Source organism: Streptomyces sp. NPDC001663 (assembly GCF_042893105.1).
In the GTDB taxonomy this organism is placed as follows: Bacteria; Actinomycetota; Actinomycetes; order Streptomycetales; family Streptomycetaceae; genus Streptomyces.
Genome location: NZ_JBIAUR010000009.1, coordinates 270,515 through 285,700 on the forward strand (window position 1 = coordinate 270,515; position 15,186 = coordinate 285,700).

The 15,186-nt window shown below is 71.3% G+C and carries 16 protein-coding genes and 1 pseudogene; 5 read left to right on the forward strand and 12 right to left on the reverse strand.

Annotated features, from left to right (window positions below):
- Positions 1-2: 2 nt before the first annotated feature.
- Entirely contained in the window at positions 3-773 is a 771-nt protein-coding gene (locus ACFY1L_RS28980; RefSeq protein ID WP_388830601.1) for an SDR family NAD(P)-dependent oxidoreductase, read from the forward strand.
- A 171-nt stretch (positions 774-944) separates the two neighbouring features.
- On the opposite strand, the gene ACFY1L_RS28985 is transcribed toward ACFY1L_RS28980, so the two are convergent.
- The 6 genes and pseudogenes from ACFY1L_RS28985 to ACFY1L_RS29010 form a co-directional block, all read right to left on the reverse strand.
- Positions 945-1,334 (reverse strand): hypothetical protein, encoded by a 390-nt coding sequence (locus tag ACFY1L_RS28985; protein WP_388831091.1) that lies wholly within the window; start codon positions 1,332-1,334, stop codon positions 945-947.
- 130 nt (positions 1,335-1,464) lie between these two features.
- Positions 1,465-2,181, reverse strand: a pseudogene (locus tag ACFY1L_RS28990) (MFS transporter); the annotation flags it as partial.
- 2 nt (positions 2,182-2,183) lie between these two features.
- Positions 2,184-2,309, reverse strand: coding sequence for a hypothetical protein (locus ACFY1L_RS28995; protein WP_388830603.1), 126 nt, complete (start codon positions 2,307-2,309; stop codon positions 2,184-2,186).
- Positions 2,310-2,359: 50 nt separating this feature from the next.
- Complete coding sequence (locus ACFY1L_RS29000; RefSeq protein WP_388830605.1) at positions 2,360-3,616, reverse strand: RNA polymerase sigma factor; 1,257 nt, start codon at positions 3,614-3,616, stop codon at positions 2,360-2,362.
- Positions 3,613-3,891, reverse strand: a complete 279-nt coding sequence (locus tag ACFY1L_RS29005) for a YciI family protein (RefSeq protein ID WP_388830608.1) — start codon at positions 3,889-3,891, stop codon at positions 3,613-3,615. Before ACFY1L_RS29005 ends, ACFY1L_RS29000 begins: the two co-directional genes overlap by 4 nt.
- Entirely contained in the window at positions 3,888-4,622 is a 735-nt protein-coding gene (locus tag ACFY1L_RS29010) for an SgcJ/EcaC family oxidoreductase (protein WP_388830611.1), read from the reverse strand. The genes ACFY1L_RS29005 and ACFY1L_RS29010 overlap by 4 nt, the downstream gene beginning before the upstream one ends.
- Before the next feature lie 90 nt (positions 4,623-4,712).
- Between ACFY1L_RS29010 and ACFY1L_RS29015 the strand changes: the two genes are divergently transcribed.
- Positions 4,713-5,807, forward strand: a complete 1,095-nt coding sequence (locus ACFY1L_RS29015) for a M20 family metallopeptidase (protein ID WP_388831093.1) — start codon at positions 4,713-4,715, stop codon at positions 5,805-5,807.
- Between the two features lie 86 nt (positions 5,808-5,893).
- The gene (locus tag ACFY1L_RS29020; protein ID WP_388830614.1) at positions 5,894-6,442 is read left to right on the forward strand and encodes a hypothetical protein; all 549 of its coding nucleotides are present in this window, start codon (positions 5,894-5,896) and stop codon (positions 6,440-6,442) included.
- 3 nt (positions 6,443-6,445) lie between these two features.
- Here ACFY1L_RS29020 and ACFY1L_RS29025 read toward each other — a convergent pair whose 3' ends face one another.
- The 6 genes from ACFY1L_RS29025 to ACFY1L_RS29050 form a co-directional block, all read right to left on the reverse strand.
- Positions 6,446-7,108, reverse strand: coding sequence for a DUF402 domain-containing protein (locus ACFY1L_RS29025; protein ID WP_388830617.1), 663 nt, complete (start codon positions 7,106-7,108; stop codon positions 6,446-6,448).
- A 151-nt stretch (positions 7,109-7,259) separates the two neighbouring features.
- Entirely contained in the window at positions 7,260-8,792 is a 1,533-nt protein-coding gene (locus tag ACFY1L_RS29030) for an MFS transporter (RefSeq protein ID WP_388830620.1), read from the reverse strand.
- Positions 8,793-8,803: 11 nt separating this feature from the next.
- Positions 8,804-9,217 carry a VOC family protein gene (locus ACFY1L_RS29035; RefSeq protein WP_388830623.1) on the reverse strand — a complete coding sequence of 138 codons (414 nt, stop codon included), beginning with the start codon at positions 9,215-9,217 and terminating at the stop codon, positions 8,804-8,806.
- A 6-nt stretch (positions 9,218-9,223) separates the two neighbouring features.
- The gene (locus ACFY1L_RS29040) at positions 9,224-9,994 is read right to left on the reverse strand and encodes an SDR family NAD(P)-dependent oxidoreductase (protein ID WP_388830626.1); all 771 of its coding nucleotides are present in this window, start codon (positions 9,992-9,994) and stop codon (positions 9,224-9,226) included.
- A gap of 495 nt (positions 9,995-10,489) precedes the next feature.
- Entirely contained in the window at positions 10,490-11,410 is a 921-nt protein-coding gene (locus ACFY1L_RS29045) for a zinc-binding dehydrogenase (RefSeq protein ID WP_388830629.1), read from the reverse strand.
- Positions 11,411-11,563: 153 nt separating this feature from the next.
- Complete coding sequence (locus ACFY1L_RS29050) at positions 11,564-12,760, reverse strand: RNA-guided endonuclease InsQ/TnpB family protein (protein WP_388830632.1); 1,197 nt, start codon at positions 12,758-12,760, stop codon at positions 11,564-11,566.
- Positions 12,761-12,915: 155 nt separating this feature from the next.
- Between ACFY1L_RS29050 and ACFY1L_RS29055 the strand changes: the two genes are divergently transcribed.
- Both ACFY1L_RS29055 and rho read left to right on the forward strand, forming a co-directional pair.
- A complete protein-coding gene (locus tag ACFY1L_RS29055; RefSeq protein ID WP_388830635.1) occupies positions 12,916-13,743 on the forward strand; it encodes a class I SAM-dependent methyltransferase in 828 nt (275 codons plus the stop codon).
- A 280-nt stretch (positions 13,744-14,023) separates the two neighbouring features.
- Positions 14,024-15,169 carry a transcription termination factor Rho gene (gene rho / locus ACFY1L_RS29060; RefSeq protein ID WP_388830638.1) on the forward strand — a complete coding sequence of 382 codons (1,146 nt, stop codon included), beginning with the start codon at positions 14,024-14,026 and terminating at the stop codon, positions 15,167-15,169.
- Positions 15,170-15,186: the final 17 nt, after the last annotated feature.

Sequence of the window (15,186 nt, forward strand, 5' to 3'; positions counted from 1 at the left end):
CCGTGAGCCGTACGCGTCTGGCGGACCGCACCGTCGTCGTCACCGGAGCCGCGCAGGGCCAGGGAGCCGCAGAGGTGACGGCGGCCGCTCGGGAGGGCGCGGCGGTGGTCGCGACCGACGTTTTGGACGAGGCGGGCGAGAAGCTGGCCGCGTCCCTGCGCGCCGACGGCCTGGACGTCACCTATCGGCACCTGGACGTGTCGTCGCCGGAGGACTGGGCGGCGCTGGCGGCCTCCCTCGAGGTGGTGCACGGGCTGGTCAACAACGCGGGCATCCCGATGCGGGCCCGCCTGGGCGAGGTCGAACTCGCCGACTGGAACCGGGCGTTCGCGGTGAACACGACGGGCGCACTGCTCGGCATCCAGGCGCTGGCCCCGCTGATGCCGGCCGGCTCCGCCATCGTCAACGTCGGTTCGGTGGCGGGACTCACGGCCCATCACGCGGTGGCGTACACGGCGAGCAAGTGGGCGCTGCGGGGTCTGTCGAAGGTGGCGGCGCTGGAGCTGGCGCCGCGCGGCATCCGTACGAACGTGATCCACCCGGGCTACATCGAGACGCCGCTCATGTCGTCCGCGAACCCGGTGTTCGTCCAGGCACACGTGTCGATGACGCCCCAGGGGCGGGGCGGCAGGGTCGACGAGGTGGCGCCGCTGGTGGTCTACCTGCTGTCCGACGAGGCGTCGTACGTCAACGGCGCGGAGATCACGGTCGACGGCGGGTATGCGGCGCACGGTGGGGTGAAGGCGATCACGAACGCACTCGACGTTTCGTGACGACCTCGGCCGGGCGGGCCTGCCTCGATCGGCGTCGAGGGCGCAGCAGGACCAACGCGCAGGTCAGCCCGGTCGCCGCGAGCACCACGCACGCCGTGAACGCGGCCCGGTACCCCTCGGTCAGGGCGGCGAGTGATGAAGGGCCGTCCGTGTAGGAGAGCGCGACGGTCGTCACGACGGCGACCCCGAACGCCCCGCCGATCTGGAAGGCCGCCGTGTTCCGGAGGCCACGCCCGCCTCCCGCTCCCCCACGCCGGTCAGGGCGGCGATGGAACCGGCCACCGCGCAGGCGCCGAGGCCCGGTCCGAACAGCAGCAGCCCGGGCAGCAGGTCGCGGACGAAGCCGCCGTGCACCGGCACCCCGGCCAGCAGCAGGCTGCCCGCGCCGACCAGCGTGAGCCCGCCGACGGCGACCGGGCGTGCGCCGATACGCGTGACCAGGGCCTGTCCTGCGTAGGAGCCGACGAGGGCGCCGACCGGCATGACGACGTTGGCGAGGCCGAACCGCAGCGGCGAGTAGCCGAGAACGCCCTGTCCGTACTGGGACACCGTGTACGACATCCCGAAGGCACTCGCGCCGAGCAGGAACACCACGAGGTTGCCGCCGCTGACCGTCCGTGCGCGCAACAGACGCAGGGGGGACGAGGGGTGCCGTGGCACGGGCCTCGATGCGGGTGAAGAGGACGGCGAGGACGACTGCGGCGGCGAGCAGACCGGTCGTCCGAGCCGACAGCCAGCCCGCCTCTGGCGCCTCGACGACCGCGTACACGCAGGCGACGAGTGCGGCGGTGGCGGTGAGAGCGCCGGCCGGGTCGAAGGAGCGGGCCCGGGTGTCGGTGCGGCTCTCGCGCAGCAGCAGCGGGCTGAGTGCCAGCAGGAGCAGGGCGACGGGGACGTTGAGGAAGAAGACCCACTGCCAGCCGAGGACATCGGTCAACGGTCCGCCGATCAGCAGGGCGGCGGTGGCACCGAAGCCTCCGCTGCCGGACCAGATGGCGAGTGCCTTGTTGCGTTCGTGGCCCTCCTCGAAGGTGCTGACCAGCAGCGAGAGCGCACTCGGCGCCATGAAGGCGGCCGACAAGCCCTGTACGGCGCGTGCCGCGACCAGCACCCCGGCCGTCCAGGAGAGCCCGCACAGCAGCGAGGACAGCCCGAACAGCAGCGTTCCGGTCATGAAGACGCGGCGTAGGCCCAGCAGGTCGGCGGTGCGGCCGCCGAGGAGCAGCAGACCGCCGAAGGTCAGCAGATAGGCGCTCATCACCCACTGGGAGGCATCCGCCGACAGCCCGAGACCGTCCGTGATCGACGGCAGCGCGAGGAGCACGATCTGTGCGTCGAGGATCACCATGAACCCGGCGACGCACAGCAGGGCGAGGGCGTACCAGCGGCGGGAGTCGGTGGCGGGCACGGTCAGCCTCCCAGGCGCAGACCGGCCAGCCAGACGTCCGGTGCGCCGTGGGTCGGGCGCATGCGCAGGAGTGCGGCGAGGGTCCGGCGGAGCTTGGAGGCGGGGCGGGTGTGCGTGTGAGCGGTCATCGGAGTCTCCGGTGTCGTGTGGGTGCTTTCACCCCACCGACGATCGGCTCCTACACGGATCGACACTCCGCGAGCCGCTTTTCCAGAAACCTCCGCTCGGCGTCGTTCTCCACCAGCTCCAGCGCCCGTTCGTAAGCCTGCGCCGCCTCGCTCGTACGTCCGCTGCGGCGCAGCAGATCGGCGCGGGTGGCCGGCAGCAGGTGGTAGCCGGCCAGATCGCCCTCCGCTTCGAGGTCCGCGACCAGGGCGAGGCCCGCGTCGGGGCCCTCGGACATGCCGACGGCCACCGCGCGGTTGAGGCGGACCACGGCGGAGGGCACGAAGCGCGCCAACTCGCCGTACAGGGCGGCGATGTCGGCCCAGTCGGTGTCCTCGGCCGTGGCGGCCGTGGTGTGGCAGGCGGCGATCGCGGCCTGGATCTGGTACGGCCCCGGGCGGCCGCGCCGCAGCGCCGTCTCCAGCAGCGCCGCGCCCTCGTCGATCTCGGCGCGGTCCCAGGCGCTGCGGTCCTGGTCCTCCAGAGTGACCAGCTCTCCGGCCGCGTCCACGCGCGTGTGCCGACGGGCGTCGTGCAGCAGCAGGAGGGCGAGCAGGCCGAGCGTCTCGGGCTCGTCGGGCATGAGGCGGGCGAGCACGCGGGCGAGGCGGATGCCCTCGGCGCACAGGTCGGTGCGGACCAGGTCGCCGCCGGACGTGGCCGCGTACCCCTCGTTGAACAGCAGGTACACCACACCGAGCACGCCGGTGGTGCGTTCGGGCAGGAGATGCGCGGGCGGCACCCGGTACGGGATGCCCGCGTTGCGGATCTTCTTCTTGGCGCGCACCAGGCGCTGCGCCATGGTCGCCTCGGGGACGAGGAAGGCGCGCGCGATCTCCGGTGTGGTCAGTCCCGCGAGCGTGCGCAGGGTCAGCGCGACGCGCGCCTCGATGGCCAGCGCGGGATGACAGCACGTGAAGATCAGCCGCAGTCGGTCGTCCTGGACGCCGCTGTCGTCGCCGTCGTATTCCGGGTCGTACGGTCCCTCGTCCCGCGCCAGCACGGCCGCCTCCCGCAGTTTCGCCGCCCCCACCGCCTCCCGGCGCAGCACGTCGAGAGCGCGGTGGCGGGCGGTCGTGGTCAGCCAGGCGCCGGGGCGGCGCGGAATCCCGTCGCGCCGCCACCGGTCCAGGGCCTGGGCGAAGGCGTCCTGCGCGCACTCCTCGGCGAGGTCCCAGTCGCCGGTCACCCTGATCAGGGTCGCGACGACCTGGCCCCACTCCTCACGGAAGGCGGCAGCGACGGCCTCCTCGACATCGGGCACGCTCACTCGCGGACCGGCCTCACCTCGACCGTGCCGCCGCCGAGGGCGGCGGAGTGCTTCGCGGCGAGGGCGATGGCCTCGTCGAGGTCGTCGGCCTCCACGAGGTCCACGCCCGCGATGTACTCCTCGGTCTGGGCGAACGGCCCGTCGCCGAGCAGGACTTCGTCGCCCGCCACGCGCACGGTGGTGGCATCGGCGGGCGGGCGCAGACGGGCGGTGATACGTGTGGCGGCGGGCTCCTCCTCGTCCGCCGGCGCACAGACGAACAGCACGTACTTCACAGCTGCTGCTTCGTCGGTCGGGCGGGCGAGGCGTGCTCGTGGGTGATCAGCCAGCGCAGGCCTGCGTTGCGGTAGCCGGTGGTCACGCGCAGCACGTCGTCAAGGGTGGTGCCGTCGGTGCGGGTGGCACGCGTGCGGACGAGCGCGTGGGCGAAGGCGATGCTCTCGTCGACCTGGACGCGGAACTCCAGCACCTCGCGGGTCACGGGCCCGGTGACGGTCGCGAACTCGTCCTCCATCGACTTGCGGAACGCGTCGAGGCTGAGCCGCTCCCGGCCGTCGGCGAGGTGGAAGATCTCGACGTCCGGTGCGTAGCAGGCCAGCATCCGCTCGACGTCGCGCTCGCGGGCCGCCTCGGTGAGTTCCGCGTCGAGCCGGCGGACCGAGGTCTCCTCGTCCTCCTCGTCCCACATCGGCCAGAAGGGCCGTACCTCCATGGCGCCGATGGTGGCCACCGGGTGCTTGGCCGCCGCCTCGACCGCCTCCTCCAGGCTGTCGCACTCCAGGACGTCGAAGCCGGCGACGTACTCCTTGGTCTCCGCGAACGGCCCGTCGGTGCGCAGCACCTCGCCGCCGCGAACCCGCACGGTGACCGCCTCGGAGGGCAGGGCCAGCCGATGGCCGTGCAGCCGTACGCTGCGGTCGCCGAGCTCCTCCACCCAGGGTTCGACGGGTGCCATGCCCGAGGCGTCGGCGGTGTCGTCGCCGCAGACGAGCAGCATGTACTTCATGGTTCCTCCCGGTCGTCACGAGCTTCCTTGCACCCCACCGACGAACGGCGGCGGCCCGAATCGACACCCACGTACTCTTGCACCGTGACCATGCACATGCCCGACGATCTCAACATCGACGCGATGATCGACGACCTCAGGACACTCGTCGAGGTCGAGTCGCCTTCGCGTGATGTCGAAGCCTTGACGACCTCGGCCAATGCCGTCGCCTCGGTCATCGAGAACCGTCTCGGCGGGCGGGCCGTCCTCGTCGAGAGCGAGGCCGGGCCGCATGTGCACTGGTCGGGCGGCGGCGACCGCAAGGTGTTGGTCCTGGGCCACCACGACACCGTGTTCCCGCTCGGCACCCTCGAACGCCGTCCGTTCAAGGTCGACGGCGGGCACGCGACCGGCCCGGGCGTCTTCGACATGCTGGGCGGGCTGGTCCAGGCGATTCATGGCGTGGCCACGCTCGAGGACCGGTCGGGCGTGGAGATCCTGGTGACCGCCGACGAGGAGGTCGGCTCCCGCGCCTCCCGCGCGCTCATCGAGGAACGGGCCCTGGCCTGCGGTGCGGTCCTGGTGTGCGAGGGGGCCGCGGACGGCGGAGGTCTGAAGACCGGGCGTAAGGGCTGTGGCACGTTCGAGGTCTCCGTCACGGGCCGGGCCTCGCACGCGGGCCTGGAGCCCGAGGCCGGCATCAACGCCCTGGTCGAGGCGTCGCACCAGGTCTTGCACATCGCGGCACTCGGTCGACCCGACATCGGTACGACGGTCACCCCGACCGTCGCGTCCGCGGGAACCCTGGACAACGTCGTCCCCGCGGAGGCGAAGGTCGTCGTCGACGTCCGTGTCGAGTCGGCCGCCGAGAAGGAGCGCATCGAGTCCGCGTTCGCCGCGCTGACCCCGCATGTGGACGGGGCGAAGGTCTCCGTCGAGGGCGCCATCGGCCGGCCCCCGATGCCCGAGTCGGCCTCGGCCGAGCTCTTCGCGCTGGCACAGCGGCTGCTTCCCGGGATCGAGGGCCGGGCGGTGGGCGGCGGCAGCGACGGGAACTTCACGGCCGCACTCGGCGTGCCGACGCTCGACGGCCTCGGGGCGGTCGGGGGCGGTGCCCACGCCGACCACGAGTACCTGGTTGTCGACTCGATGGCCGAGCGGGCGAACCTTGTCGCCGGGCTCGTGAAGGCGATTCAGAACGCCTGAGGACCGGCACCTGCCAGGGAATCTCGCTGGGTGATCTCGTCGTCGGCCGGTACCGTGCGCGGAAGGACTGCGGGGGGGGTGAGCCGGTGCGTCCAGCGCTGTTGGTGGATGTCGACGGACCGCTGAATCCGTATGCGGCGAAGCCGCACCGGCGGCCCGAAGGCTATGAAACGCACCGTCTGTTGACGCCTCGTTGGGAGGCGGCCGAGCGGCGCCGGCTGGTCGCGTGGGGGTCGCCGATCAGGCCGGTGAAGCCTCTTCGGGTGTGGCTCAATCCGGATCACGGATCGGCATTGGCCGCGCTGCCCTTCGACCTGGTCTGGGCGACGACATGGGAAGAAGAGGCCAACGATTTCGTCGCGCCGATCCTGGGCCTGCCCACGCTGCCCTTCATCGCCTGGCCCTCGCCGCGGTCCGAGCCCGGAGGCGGTGTGTTCTGGAAGACGCCCGAGATCGTCGCGTGGGCGGACGGCCGCGCGTTCGCCTGGGTCGACGACGAGATCACCGATGCCGATCGGGCATGGGTGCAGGCGCACCACCACGGGCCCGCGCTGCTGCACCGCGTCGATCCCCGGACCGGCCTGAGCACCGACGATTTCGCGGTGCTGACGGAGTGGGCGGCGAGCTTGAACTGACCCTCAGGGCCCGAAGTCCAGGGCGTCACCGGGCAGTTGGGGCGCGGGCCAGTCGGGCTGGGAGCGCCAGTTCCGCCAGACCTCGTCGGCGGCGAACGGCCCACCCCGCCCCTCGATCATGGCGACCGCTTCCTCGCGGGCCTGGTCGACGGCCCGGCGATCGGCCTCGCTCACCACGCCGAGGCGGCGGCCGTGGGCGTATTCGTCCTCGTCCTTCCAGCTCCACCGCGAGAGATCGGGTGCGATCACCAGGTCCAGGAGGAGGTCGAAGGTGTCGAAGCCGAGGGCCGTGCGGCGCATGGGCTGTTGGAAGTTGACGTACCAGTGCGCCAGGCGGTGGTCGTCGGCGACGTCGTAGAAGGCGTGCACGCTGAACCACGCGCCCGGCCGCACCCACTGCAGCGTGGCCGTGCTCCGCCACGACCAGCGGTCGAGCTGCCAGCGCCCGCGCGCCAGGTTCGGCAGGGCCTCGAGCCGCGCGGCCTCATTCCCTGTCAGGAGCCACTCGATCCAGGTCGTCGCGGCCAGCAGCTCCGCGCCGGGCCGGCAGCCCAGCACGAGCGCTTCGGCGCCGTCCTCGACGACCCGGAAGGCGTGCGCGCTCCACACCTGCCGACGGAACACGTCACGGCGAACAGCCGTCTCACCCGGCTCGAACCTTCGCACGGCCCACCTCCGCACACCACGATGCATCGCGCACCGTCTCGCGGGGCACCGAACCGCGAAGCACTCGCGGGGCGCCGAATCACGAAGAAGAGGCCGGGGTGCGCGACCCCGGCCTCTGTCTCGGTGCTCGTTGCGCCGACCTCGGTGCTCGTTATGCCGACGCCGTCTGAATGGTCGGCTCGTCCGCGCCCACCGCCGAGCGGGCGGTGTTCTTGCGGACCAGCAGCAGGGTGACCACCGCGCCGAGCAGGGAGGCGCAGCCGCAGATCACGACGCCCACCGCCATGCCGTGGCCGAGGGCGGTCTGGGCGGCCGCCCGGGCGCTGTCGCTGCCGGCGTTGACGACGGCGAGCGGGCCGGCGGCCGCCTCCATGCCGGCGTCGGCGCCGCTGAGCTTGCCGACCAGGACTCCGGAGGCGGCGCTCATCGCGACGGTGCTGATCACGGCGGGGCCGAGGGCCTGGCCGAACTCGCGGACCAGGCTGGTGGCGCCGCTGGCCATACCGGTCATGTTGATCGGCACGGCGTTCACGGCCGCGGAGGTCAGCGAGGAGACCACGCAGATGAAGCCGACACCGAGCAGCAGCACCGGGCCGATGAAGGCGGCCAGGGAGGTGGTCGTGATGGGCAACGCGGCGATCCAGAACTGGCCCGCGGCCATGGGCAGCAGACCGCCCATCAGCAGCCAGCGCGGCTCCACCCGGGTGAGCATCTTGCTCAGCACCGGCGCCAGCAGCAGCGGGATCAGCTGCAGGATCACGAACGGCATGCCGGCCCTGAGCGCACTCAAGTGCATCACGGCACCGAGCCGGATCGAGACACAGTAGGCGGTGCCGATGAACCCGAACATGCCGGCCAGCGCGACGACCGCCGCGGCGGCGAACGACGGGATCTTCAGCAGATCCAGGTTGAACATCGGGGACGCGGACCGCTTCTCCGCGAGGAAGAACCCGATGAGGGCCACGGCGGCCAGGGAGAGCGAGCCGACGATGGCCGGGCTGCCCCAGCCGCGCTCGCCGCCCTCGATGATGCCCCACAGCAGGGCGGTCAGACCGACGGCGATGGAGATCTGGCCGGGCCAGTCCAGCGAGCGGCCCTCGGGCGCCTTGGAGTCGGTGACCAGGAACCAGCAGGTGACACCCACGGCCAGACCGAGCACGACCGGCGGCACGAACGCCCAGCGGAAGTCCGCGACCGTGGCGAGGACACCGGAGGACAGCGGGCCCGCGGCGGAGGCGAGGGAGATGCTCAGCGCCCAGATCGAGACGGCCTTCGCGCGGTCCTTCTCCCCTGGGGTGGCGGCTGCGATCACCGCGAGGGAGCTGGGGAAGAGCGCGGCGGCGCCGACGCCGGCGAGGGCCTGTCCGATCCAGAGCATGGTGATGTTCTGGGAGGTGGCGTTGAGGAGTTCACCGAGCGCCAGGATGAATCCACCGAGGACCAGCAGGCGCTTACGGCCGAACAGGTCGCCCACCACACCGAAATTCAGCTCGAGAATGGCGGTGGGGAGAATGAAGGCGGAAGTCACCCAGGCCACCTGAGAACCAGATGCACCGAAAGCGGCCTGAATATTGCCGTTGATCGGGGAAGGCACCGTAATGCACAGCTGCGCCGCGGCCACCGCGAGACAGCACGCTATGAGCGTCCCTGTGTCGAGTTTCTTCAAGGAAATCGATTCCGTCATCGCGCGTGCCCTCACTCTGCGTTTTTCTCTATGAGTTCGATGAGATTTCCCTCGGGGTCGGTGACCCAGGCCATGCGTATTCCGGGCTCGGGGGACGGTCCCGGTGGCACGACCTCGCCCGCTCCGTGGGCCACCAGGGCCTCGTAAACGGGGTCGAGTTCGGGGGTGGTGACCGCGAAGTGCCCGTATCCCTCGGTGAGGGCGGCGGTCAGCGGGTCCGGCGCGCGCAGGCCGGGCGCGGAGCCGGGTCGGGCCAGCAGTTCGATGCGCCAGCCGTGCGGATGCTCCAGGACGACGGCGCTCAGACCGGGCCCTTCGAGCTGGAACTCGAAGACCGGTTTCAGCCCGAACGCCACCTTGTACCAGCCGGTCAGTGCTTCGAGATCGCGTACGTTGACGCCCACATGGTCGAGTCGGGTGTCCACGGCCGCTCAGCCCGCCATCGCGCTGTCGCCGCCGTCGACCATGAGGTTGGCGCCGTTGACGAACGCGGCCTCGTCCGAGCAGAGGAAGGCCGCGGCGCGCGCGATGTCCTCGGGCTCGCCGACCCGCCCGACCGGGATGCGCGCCTCCAGCTGGGCCTTCGGCCCGTTCGGGTCGTCCAGGAAGGGGGCGGTGGCCGAGGTGCGGGTCATGCCGGGGGCGATGGTGTTGACGCGGATGCGGTGCGGGGCGCCGGCCGCGCACAGGTGCATGCTCATCGCCAGCACCCCGCCCTTGGCGGCGCCGTGCGGCACCATCGGCATGAACGGCGCGCCGCGTACGGCAGCCACGGACGCGACGTTGAGGACGGCCCCGCCGCCGCGCGCGATCAGGTGCGGCCAGGCCGCCTGTGTGCAGAAGTACGGGATGTCCAGCTCGTTCCTGATGGTGAAGTACCAGTCGTCGGCCGGCATCGTCTCGAACGGGCCGTTCCGCAGTGCGGAGGCGTTGTTGTAGAGGATGTCGATCCCGCCGAAGGCCGCAATGCCGGCGTCGATCCACTCCCTTGCGCCCGCCTCGGTGGACAGGTCGACGGGCGCGAGGGACTGCATCACTCCGCCGGCCTTCTCGACGAGTTCCACGGTTTCCGCGGCGCTTTCCTCGTCGATGTCGCAGCCGAATACGGTGGCGCCTTCCGCAGCAAATACCAGTGCCGCGGACCGGCCTATTCCGGCCCCCGTTCCACTGATGAAAGCGATTTTCCCGGCCAGTCGACCCATGATTGCCCAAGTCCCTTGTCCCGTGCCCGCCGAAGTGCGGTGGTGGCAGCGTAGGTAGGGGGTTGAGCCGGAACAAGAAATAGGTCAGTGAAGGGCCATCGGGGGTTTGTATGGCTGGTATGCGGGGCGGGCCGCGGGCTGCCGCTGGGCGGGCGGCCGACGAGCGCGGTGCACGCTGCCTGGCGGCGCCGGGTCAGGTGCAGGCGAGCACTCTCCAAGACGATTGCGAGCACGGCACAGGCCTGGGCACGACGCAGGCCGACCGGCGGCACAGGGCGAGCTGCAGGCGAGCAGACTGCAAGCCCACAGCGAGCACGACACATCCCATCGGCCGGCACGGCGCAGGCGACCGGCGGCACGGGACGAGCCGCCGGTGACCACGGCGCATGTCGCCAACGGCGCACGGCGATCTGCAGGTGACCACGACGCAGGACAACCGCGAGCACGGCGCAGGCCGACCGCAGACACGGCGCAGCCCACCCGCAGGCACGGCCGTCACCCCACGTCGAGGACCGCCTTGCCGCGCAGCCTGCGGCTGCTGAGTGCCTCCACCGCATCCGCGATCTTGTCCCAGGGGCCGCGCCAGCCGACCGGGACGCGCAGTTTCCCGGCGGCGACCAGGGCGAGCAGCCGCCCCAACTGGTCCTGCCGGTCGGTGAGTTCACCGCCGTTGTAGACCGACACGATCGCCTTGGGCGCCCTGCTGCCCAGCGTGGAGCCGACGGGCAGTGCGGCCTCCCGGCCGGAGGCCCAGCCGATGCTCTGCAGACTGCCACCCGACGCCAACAGGCCGTAGGCGGCGGTGAGTTGGTCACCCCCGACGGTGTCGAGCACGACATCGACCGGTTCCGTCACCTGATCGATTGCGCGCACCGTCTCGTCCGCCCCGAGCTCCGCGACCCACCGCAGCCCGTCCTCGGACCCGGCCACCCCGATGACGTGCGCCCCGCCGAGCGCCGCGAGCTGCACCGCGAACCCGCCCACGCCGCCGGACGCCCCGGTCACCAGGACGCGCCGCCCGAGCAGCGCCCCCGCCTGGTCGAGTGCCCGCAGCGCGGTGCCCGCCGCCACCGGCAGCGCGGCGGCCTCGCCCAAGTCGATCCCGTCCGGAACCACGGCGACATCGGCCACGTCCATGGCGCGCAGCGCGCCGAATCCGCCGCCCTCCGCGAAGCCCACGACCCGGCTGCCCACCGCGGGCCCGGTGCCGTCCGCCGCGGCGGCCACGACGACGCCGGCCGCGTCGAAACCGATCACCTCACCGGGTGCCGCCTGCTGCGCGAACCACAACTCGGCCGCGTTCAGCGAGGTGTGCCGGACCTCCACCAGGACCTGGCCGGGACCGGGCCGTGGGTCGGGGGCCTCCCCCAGCCGCAGCCGCCCGGGTGCTTCGGAGTCCACGATCAGTGCGCGCATGACGTGCCCTTCCTGTCGTCGGCCACCCATCCCACGGCAACCGAGACCGATCCGGAGTTCTTCCCGCCATACGGAGCGCATGCGGGACTCGTCCGTCCGTCCAGGGTTGGATGTCTTCTTGACTTCCTCCCCTCTCGTGAACGAGGGGGATTCCTACGGCTCGCGCCGTGGGGTTTTCTGCTTCACCGCCGACTGCCCGCCCGGAGTTCTCCGTTGAGGTCTTACACCGGCTCCACAGACAGACACCGCCAGCCCGGCGGCCAGAAGGTTCTTCGCCGCGTTCACGTCCCGGTCGTGGGCCGTGCCACAGCTGACGCACGTCCAGGTGCGGACGCGCAGCGGCATCTCCAGCTGAAGGGTGCCGCAGTGGGAGCACAGCTTGGAGGAGGGGAAGAAGCGGTCCACCGCGACCACTTCCCGCCCGTACCAGTCGGCCTTGTACTCCAGCATGCTCCGGAACTGCGACCACGCGGCATCACTGATGGCGCGGGCCAGACTCCGGTTTTTGACCATGGTGCGTACGGTCAGGTCCTCGATCACGAGCGTTTGGTTCTCACGCACGAGTCGAGTGGTCAGCTGGTGCAGCACGTCCCGCCTACGGTCGGCGATCCGGGCATGGATCTTCGCGACCTTCTGGCGGGCCTTGCGCCGGTTGGCGCCCTCGCCTTTGGCCTTGCGGGACAGCTCCCGCTGGGCCTTGGCCAGGCGCGCGCGGTCGCGGCGCTCGTGCCGGGGGTTGGCGATCTTCTCCCCGGTGGACAGGGTCAGCAGGTGGTCCAGGCCGACGTCGATACCCACTGCCGTATCGGCAGCCGTGAGCGGCTTGACCCGCGGGTCCTCGCACAGCAGCGAGACGAACCAGCGTCCGGCACTGTCCCGGCTGACGGTCACCGTGCTCGGCGACGCCCCCTCAGGCAGGGGACGCGACCAGACGATGTTCAGCGGGTCGGCCATCTTTGCCAGCGTCAGACGGCCGTCCCGGAAGCGGAACGCCGAGGAGGTGTACTCCGCGCTCGCCCGGGATTTCTTCTTCGCCTTGAAGCGCGGGTACTTGGCGCGTTTGGCGAAGAAGTTGGCGAAAGCGGCCTGCAGGTGCCGCAGCGCCTGCTGCAGCGGGACGGAGGAGACCTCGCCCAGGTAGGCCAGCTCCCCGGTCTTCTTCCACGCGGTCAGCAGGGCCGAAGTCTGGTTGTAGTTGACCCGCTCCTGCCGCGCCCAGGCCTCGGTGCGGGCGGCGAGCGCCATGTTGTAGACCTTGCGCACGCATCCGAACGTGCGCGACAGCTCGGCTGCCTGCACCTCGGTCGGATGGAAGCGGTACTTGAACGCCCGCTTCACGGGAGTGGCCATGGCTCACAAACTAGCACATCAACTTGTGAACATACGCGGGTAGTTGATGGTGGAGGCCGATCCGCCCGGAGGGCGCATCGGCCTTCCCTGCCCTGCTCCACAGGAGTCCGTTTCCTCCCCCGCCTGAAGGCGGGGGTATCCACGGAGGAATCCCGATGACCACCGACGAGCACGTGCGGCTGATGCGGGCCAACGAGGCCAACTGGGACGCCCGCACCCCCGTCCACCTCGCCAGCCGGTTCTACGGCCTCGACCAGGACCTCGACCCGGCCCGCTGGTTCGCCTCCTTCGAGTGGGACGACCTCGGCGAGCTGGCCGGCCGCGACGTGCTCCACCTGCAGTGCCACCTCGGCACCGAGACGATCGCGTTCGCCCGACGCGGCGCCCGGGCCACGGGCCTCGACTTCTCCGAGGCGTCGGTGTCCGCCGCACGAGACATCGCGGCGAAGGCGGGCGTGGAAGTCGACTACGTGCAGGCCAATGTGTACGGCGCCGAACAGGCCCTTCAGGGGCGGCAGTTCGACGTCGTGTACACCGGCAAGGGCGCCCTGTGCTACCTGCCGGACCTGGACCGCTGGGCGTCCGTCGTCGCCCGACTCCTGCGCCCCGGCGGCCGGTTGTACCTCGTCGAGTTCCACCCCCTGCTCAACTCCCTCGGCCCGAAGCCCGGCCCGGGCGAAGGCCCCGAACTCCTGCTGCGCCACGACTACTTGGCCGGCGACGGCCCGGTACACCGGGATGCGACGCATACCTACACCGACGGCCCGGCCGTCGAGGGCGCCACGGACAGTTACGAGTGGATGCACGGAATAAGCGAGGTCGTCAACGCGTTGACCGGAGCAGGACTGACTATCTCCAGCCTGCGGGAGAGCGACGAACTGCCCTGGCCGCGCTGGCCGCAGATGGTCCGCACCGAGTCCGGCTGGTGGCGGCTGCCGAAGCCGCGGATCCCACTGCTGTACGGCCTCCTCGCCACCCGCTGACCGGTTTGACGCCGTAGCCCGTGTGGTACGGTCCTGCTAGCACTTGTGTACGCCCCCTTTGAGGGCGCCGGTGTCAGTTCCTCTTCAGTTCGCCGCATCGCCCGCCGTTTCCCGGTCGGCGCACCGGCTTTCCAGCACCGCCTCGTGACCAGCACGGCTGTGCCGTACCCCGAGGTGCTGTTCCCCGCCGCCGAAGGCGCATGTCCGCCTTCCTCTCGCGGCCTCCCACCCCTTCTTTCCGCATGTCACATGCCATCCGTCCTCGAAAGGACCGACCACCATGACCACCACTCTCGAACACCCCCCTGTGAAGCAGGAGCCCACGACCCAGGTCGCCACCGGTGTCCTCGACATCGATGCGGGCGGGAAGGGGCACCTGCGCGGCGAAGGCCTGCTGGCCTCGCCGTCCGACCTGCCCGTCTCCCCCGCGCTGATCCGCCGCCACGGCCTGCGCAAGGGCGACCTCGTCGAAGGCGTACGCGACGGCCGGCGCGCCCTGACCGAGGTCGTACGGGTCAACGGGCTCAGCCCCGAAGAACTGCGCGGCCGCCGTCACTTCCGTGACCTGACCCCGCTGCACCCCCAGGACCGCCTCCGCCTCGAGCACCCGGCTGCCGGGCTGACCGGGCGCGTCGCCGACCTGATCGCGCCCGTCGGCAAGGGCCAGCGCGGGCTGATCGTGGCACCGCCCAAGACCGGCAAGACCGTGCTGCTGCAGCAGATCGCGGCCGCCGTCGCCGGCAACCACCCCGAGTGCCGCCTGATGGTGCTGCTGCTCGACGAACGCCCCGAGGAAGTCACCGACATGCGGCGCTCCGTGCGCGGCGAGGTGTACGCCTCGACGTTCGACCGGGCGGCCAAGCAGCACATCGCGCTCGCCGAACTCGTCGTCGAACGGGCCAAGCGGCTCGTCGAGGCGGGCGAGGACGTCGTGATCCTGCTCGACTCGCTGACCCGGCTGTGCCGGGCGCACAACAACGCGGCCGCCGCCGGTGGCCGTACCCTGACCGGCGGTGTGGACGCGACCGCGCTGCTCGGCCCGAAGCGGTTCTTCGGTGCCGCCCGGCTGGCCGAGGAGGGCGGTTCGCTCACGATCCTGGCCACCGCACTGGTGGAGACCGGCTCCCGCGCCGACGACTACTTCTTCGAGGAGCTCAAGAGCACGGGCAACATGGAACTCCGCCTGAGCCGTGAGCTCGCCTCCCGCCGCGTCTTCCCGGCCGTCGACATCAACCCGTCGGGCACCCGCCGCGAGGAACTCCTCCTGGCCCCGGCCGAGTTGACCGCGGTACGCGGGCTGCGGCGCGCCCTGCAGACCCGGGACGGCCAGGCGAGCCTGGAGACGCTGTTGGAGCGGATGCGGGACACCCCCGACAACGCGACGTTCCTGCGGCGGATCCGGGGAACGGTGCCCGCGGAGCAGTAATAGGGCATCCGAGTGCT